This window comes from Nocardia alni (genome assembly GCF_019038435.1).
Lineage (GTDB): Bacteria > Actinomycetota > Actinomycetes > Mycobacteriales > Mycobacteriaceae > Nocardia > Nocardia alni.
Map to the genome: position 1 here is coordinate 1 of NZ_JAGPOX010000258.1, position 5,572 is coordinate 5,572.

At 67.4% G+C, this 5,572-nt stretch carries 6 protein-coding genes; 4 read left to right on the top strand and 2 right to left on the bottom strand.

The window, feature by feature from the left end; genetic code table 11:
* Positions 1 to 852, bottom strand: an 852-nt coding sequence (locus JZ791_RS43265; RefSeq protein ID WP_216903650.1) for a LacI family DNA-binding transcriptional regulator, incomplete at its 3' end; no start/stop codon positions are given.
* Between the two features lie 144 nt (positions 853 to 996).
* Between JZ791_RS43265 and JZ791_RS43270 the strand changes: the two genes are divergently transcribed.
* From JZ791_RS43270 to JZ791_RS43285, 4 genes are read left to right on the top strand one after another with little or no spacing between them, the layout of a single operon-like run.
* Positions 997 to 2,016 carry a substrate-binding domain-containing protein gene (locus tag JZ791_RS43270; RefSeq protein WP_216903652.1) on the top strand — a complete coding sequence of 340 codons (1,020 nt, stop codon included), beginning with the start codon at positions 997 to 999 and terminating at the stop codon, positions 2,014 to 2,016.
* A gap of 31 nt (positions 2,017 to 2,047) precedes the next feature.
* Positions 2,048 to 3,052: an ABC transporter permease gene (locus tag JZ791_RS43275; protein WP_216903654.1), complete on the top strand. Its 1,005-nt coding sequence runs from the start codon at positions 2,048 to 2,050 to the stop codon at positions 3,050 to 3,052.
* On the top strand, positions 3,049 to 3,849 hold the full coding sequence (locus JZ791_RS43280) for an ATP-binding cassette domain-containing protein (protein ID WP_216903657.1): 801 nt from the start codon (positions 3,049 to 3,051) through the stop codon (positions 3,847 to 3,849). Before JZ791_RS43275 ends, JZ791_RS43280 begins: the two co-directional genes overlap by 4 nt.
* Entirely contained in the window at positions 3,836 to 4,897 is a 1,062-nt protein-coding gene (locus tag JZ791_RS43285) for a carbohydrate kinase family protein (protein ID WP_216903659.1), read from the top strand. Before JZ791_RS43280 ends, JZ791_RS43285 begins: the two co-directional genes overlap by 14 nt.
* A gap of 136 nt (positions 4,898 to 5,033) precedes the next feature.
* On the opposite strand, the gene JZ791_RS43290 is transcribed toward JZ791_RS43285, so the two are convergent.
* Positions 5,034 to 5,572: hypothetical protein (locus tag JZ791_RS43290; protein ID WP_216903661.1), on the bottom strand; the 539-nt coding region annotated here is incomplete at its 5' end.

Here is a 5,572-nt window from a genome sequence, read left to right on the forward strand (position 1 = left end):
GGCTATTTGGTGATGGAGGTTGTGGCGTTGGATGGCGCGCAGGACGCCTACGGTGACCAGGTTTTGGGCGCTGAACAGGGCCGTGGGGCGGTCGGGGCGGGACAGGAGGGCGTGGGTGGCTGCCTCGGCGGCTTCGGGGGAGTGTAGGTCGGCGCAGATCAGGGTGGGGTCCAGAGGGGTGCCGGAATGGGCCAGGCCCTCGACGTAGCCGGCGTAGCGCTGTTCGGCGGTCCAGATCTTGTGCAGGTCACCTAGATACGCGATGCGGCGGTGGCCCTGGGCGGCGAGGTGTTCCACGGCGCGGCGGGCGCCGGCGCGGTTGTCCGTTGTGACGCTGTCGATTTCGTCGGCGGTGGGGAGGCGGTCGACGAAAACCACGGGGGTGCCGCGCTTTCGCTCGTGGATCAGCATGCCGTGATCGGCGCCGACCGGCATCACGATCAGGCCGTCGACGCGGCGCGTGAGCAGGGCGTCGAGCACCTCGCGCTGGCGAGCGGGATTCTCGTCGCTGGACACCGCGAACACCAAAGTTCCACGGCCGTGGGCGAAATCCTCCACCGCGCGGTGCAGCGTCGAGGCGAACGGGTTCGCCACATCCATCAGCACCAAGCCGATCGCGGCGGTCTTCTGCCCGTGCCCGCGCAGCGTGCTGGCCGCGAGATTGTGCCGGTAGTCGAGCATGGCGGCGGCGTCCGTCACGCGCGCGGCCAGCTCCGGGGATACCCCGGCCTCCCCGCGCACCACCCGCGACACGGTCTTGATGCTCACGCCCGCGAGCGCCGCGACCTCCCGCATGGTGGCGGTGCGAGGGCGCGACGGGCTCGAGGCGGAGGAGTCTGACAACGCTGACATCGCCTTCTTTCTAGCACGTCCGAGATCGGAAAAATCGGATGGATATCGTTGGTGATTCGAGAGTAAGTGCCTCTAGACGTGAGCCGCGTCACGATCTATGGTCACTGACAACGTTGTCTAACGCAGTCCCGCAGGAGCACATCGATGTCTTCACGTGCCACCCGAATCGCCGCACTTTGTTTCGCACTCACCACCGTCGCCCTCGCCGCCACCGCCTGCGGTAAGGGGTCCGGCACCGGGCAGATCCAGGTCGGCCTGATCGTCAAGACCGACACCAACCCCTATTTCGTCAAGATGGAGCAGGGCGCGCAGAAGGCCGCCAGCGCGGCGGGCGTCAAACTCGTCACCGCCGCGGGCAAGTTCGACGGCGACAACGCCAGTCAGGTCACGGCGATCGAGAACATGGTCGACGAGGGCGTCAAGGGCATCATGATCACCGCCAGCGACACCAAGGCGATCGTCCCCGCCATCCAGAAGGCCCGCGCGAAAGGCGTTGTGGTGTACGCGCTGGACACCCCGACCGAGCCGGAGTCTGCGGTGGACGGGTTGTTCGCGACCAACAACTTCACCGCCGGGCAGCTGATCGGCAAGTACGCCAAGGCCGTCGAGGGCGCCAAGCCGGTGAAGATCGCGATGATCGATCTCGAGCCGGGCGCCAGCGTCGGAGTGTTGCGGCACAACGGATTCCTGAACGGGTACGGCGCGGCGCAGACCACACAGGATATGTCCGATGAGGTCAGCGCCTCGGACGTGGTGTGCACCCAGCCCGCCGAGGGCGATCAGGCGAAATCGCAGACGGCGATGGAGACCTGCCTGCAGAAGGATCCGGACATCAACCTCGTCTACACGATCAATGAGCCCTCCGCGCTGGGCGCCTACACCGCGCTCAAGACCGCGGGCAAGCAGAACGACGCGCTGATCGTCTCCATCGACGGCGGCTGCACCGGTGTGCAGGGCGTCCGGGACGGCAAGATCGCCGCCACCGCACAGCAATACCCGCTGAAGATGGCCCAGATGGGTGTGCAGGCGATCGTCGACTACGCCAAGAACAGCAAGAAGACTTCCGGCTACACCGACACCGGCGTCAACCTCATCACCGCCACACCCCAAGCGGGCCTGTCCTCCCAGGATGTGCAGTACGGTTTGGCCAACTGCTGGGGCTGATCCCGACGCCATCGACGCTCGAAGGACCCGCATGACCGCAACCGAAACACCGGAAACCGCACCGCCGCAAGATAAAACCTCGCTGATCTCGCGCGTGCTGAGCCTGCCGAACTTCGGCCCGATCGCGGCCATCGTCATCGCCGTGATCATCTTCTCCGCCGAGTCCAACCGGTTTCTCACCGGCGGCAACTTCTCGCTGATCGTGCAGCAGGTGATGGAGGTCGGCACCCTGGCCATCGGCCAGACGCTGATCATCCTCACCGCCGGAATCGACCTGTCCAACGGTGCGGTGATGGCGCTGGGCAATATCGCGATCACGAAACTGGCCGTGGACAACGGAGTTCCGCCGCTGCTGGCGATCGTGCTCGGTCTGGCGCTGACCGCGGCGTTCGGCCTGGTGAACGGCGCGCTGGTGAGCATGGTCAAGCTGCCGCCGTTCATCGTCACCCTCGGCACCTACGGTGTGGCGTTCGCGCTCACGCATATCTACTCGGGGGAGCAGACGATCTCGGGGCTGCCCTCGATGCTCACCTTCTTCGACAAGACGTTCCCGCTGGGCAGTACGGACATCACCTACGGTTCGGTGGCGATGCTGGTGCTGTTCGCCATCGCCTGGTACGTGCTGCGGCAGACCTCGGCGGGTCGGCACATCTACGCCGTCGGCAACAATCCGGAGGCCGCGCGGCTCAGCGGAATCAACACGCGCCGAGTGCTTCTCGGCGTCTACACCATCGCCGGGCTGATCTACGGCCTAGCCGCGCTGCTGTTGGTCGCGCGCACCGGCGTCGGCGATCCCAATGCCGGGCAGACGGACAACCTGGACTCCATCACCGCCGTGGTGCTGGGCGGCACGAGCCTGTTCGGCGGGCGCGGCAGCGTGATCGGCACCCTGCTGGGCGCGCTGATCGTCGGGATCATTCGAAACGGGTTGCAGCTCATGGGTGTCGAGGCCATCTATCAAACCCTGATCACCGGCATCCTGGTGATCGCCGCGGTCGCTGTGGATCAGTTCAACCGCAGGAGGCAGCAGCGATGAGCGATGATAGGCCGAAAACGCCTGTCCTGCAGGCCAAGGGGCTGGTGAAACGCTACGGTCACGTCACCGCCCTGGACGGCGCGGATTTCGATCTGTACCCGAACGAGATCGTCGCGGTGATCGGCGACAACGGCGCGGGGAAATCCACTCTGATCAAGGCGCTTTCGGGCGCGCTGACGCCGGATGAGGGGGAGATCCTGGTAGACGGTAAGCGGGTTCGGTTCCGCCGGCCCACCGATGCCCGCCGTGCCGGGATCGAGACCGTCTACCAGGATCTCGCGGTCGCACCCGCGCTCGATATCGCCGACAACCTGTTCCTGGGCAGGGAATTACGCCGGCACGGTGTACTCGGCTCGGTGTTCCGGCTACTGGACAAGGATCGGATGATCCGCGAGTCACAAGAGCACATGGCGAATTTGAAGATCGGCATCCGCTCGATGAAGCAGCCGGTCGAGACGCTCTCGGGCGGCCAGCGCCAGGGTGTCGCGGTGGCGCGCAGCGCGGCCTTCGCACGGCATGTGGTAATCATGGACGAGCCCACCGCGGCGCTCGGGGTCAAGGAGACAGGCATGGTCCTGGATCTGATCCGCCAGGTTCGCGACCGCGGCCTGGCAGTGATCGTGATCAGCCACAACATGCCGAACGTCTTCGAGATCGCCGACCGGGTGCACATCCAGCGGCTGGGTCGTCGGGTCGCGGTGATCGAGCCGCACGAGTTCTCGATGTCCGACGCGGTAGCGATCATGACCGGCGCGATGGCCGGTGAGGAGGTGGACAGTCACCGTGTCAGCGGGTGAGGACGGCGAGGCCGTCGTGGATGAGGGCGGCGGCGCCATGGCGGGTCAGCACGGTACCCCCGTGGTGAGTGGGCACGGCACCGCAGTGGAGGGCGAGCGCATCATAGCCGTGGCGGGTGAGGCCCTGGTGGATCTGGTGCCGACCGGCGCGCCCGGACAATTCGCCGCGATGCCCGGCGGCAGTCCGACCAATGTGGCCGTCGGGCTCGGGCGCTTGGAGGTCCCGGTCCGGATGCTCGCGCGGACCGGCACCGGAACGCTCGGGGACCGGGTGCGGAAGTTTCTCCTGGACAATGCCATCCGGCTCGATCATGTGGTGCGGGGCAGCGAGCCGACCTCGCTGGCGATCCTCGATCTGGACGCGAACGGGGTGGCGCGCTACGACTTCCGCATCGACGGCACCGCGGACTGGCAGTGGACCGACACCGACCTGGCGCACGCCCTGGACGGCGATGTGGTCGCGCTGCACACCGGATCGCTGGCGATGACGCAGCAGCCCGGTGCGGACACGCTACAGCGGCTGGTGCGGCGGGCGCGCCCGGCCTCGACCATCTCCTACGACCCGAATATGCGGCCGCAGTTGATGATTCACGACCAGGCCCTGGCCCGGGTCCGTGAGATGCTGCCGCTGACCGACGTGCTGAAGGTCAGCTCCGACGATCTGGCCTGGTTGTATCCGGGGCGTCCGGTCGAGGAGGTACTCACCGACTGGGTCGCGTGCGGCCCGGCGATCGTCGTGGTCACCCTCGGCCCCGACGGCGCGTTGGCCGCCACCGCGGAGGACCCCACGCCGATTCGCCGCCCCGGCAGGCGCATCGAGGTGGTGGACACCGTCGGCGCGGGCGATGCCTTCGCCTCCGGGCTGCTCGCGGGCCTGCACCGCCGTGACCTGCTCGGCGCTGATCGGCGAACGGCGTTGCGGGCGTTGGGCAAGTCGGACCTCGAGGAGTTGCTCGACGAGGCGATACTCGTCGCCGCGCTCGATTGCGAGCGAATCGGCGCCGATCCGCCGACTGCGGAACAGGTTCGCGCCCAGGGAATCAGCTGACCCGATGTGCTCGTGAGCCGGAATCCACAGAAGGGTTGATCGGTCGGGTAGCGGTGAATTCCGGCCAGGAACACGCCGGGACGATGCCGGGTGCGCTGCGTGCGGTCGCGGACCACGTGTCCGCCGCGTGGGCGGGCTAGTTCGTACCGGCGACTCCCGGCTGGCTCGGCGGTGTGCCCATGCCGGGCATTGCGCCGCCGGGGCCGAATTGTCCTTGGCCGCTGGATGTCTGGTTGGGGTCACCGGCCATACTGCCCGGCCCGTTCATGCCCATTCCGCCCATTCGGCCGCGGCGTGCCATGCCGTTGGGCGAGCTCATGGCGCCCTCGGTGATTTCGGTAGCTGTGGATGTGCCGTTCGTGTCGGTAGCCCGGATGCTGACCGTGTCGCCTACCTTCACGCCGGAGCTCTCCTGGGTATTCGAGCCGATGGTGTAGGTGTGCGTGTAGTTGTCCGCGCTCTTGGCGGTGATCGAACCGGCGGAGACCGCGGTAACGGTGCCGGTCTGGGTCAGCTCGGTGGTGTAGCCGCCGTTGCCGTCGGAGGCCACGAACTGGCCGTGCAGCGGCGCGGCCGATCCGCCCGGCCCGCCGGGACCGAGGGAGTTGCCGCCGGTACCGCCCTGCCCGCCTGGACCGCCCTGCCCGCCGGGTCCGTTCCAGCTCATCCCGGGCC

Bases quoted from the DNA above. Each gene is read 5' to 3' on its own strand.
- JZ791_RS43270 (WP_216903652.1), top strand. From the start codon at position 997: ATGTCTTCACGTGCCACCCGAATCGCCGCACTTTGTTTCGCACTCACC.
- JZ791_RS43275 (WP_216903654.1), top strand. From the start codon at position 2,048: ATGACCGCAACCGAAACACCGGAAACCGCACCGCCGCAAGATAAAACC.
- JZ791_RS43280 (WP_216903657.1), top strand. From the start codon at position 3,049: ATGAGCGATGATAGGCCGAAAACGCCTGTCCTGCAGGCCAAGGGGCTG.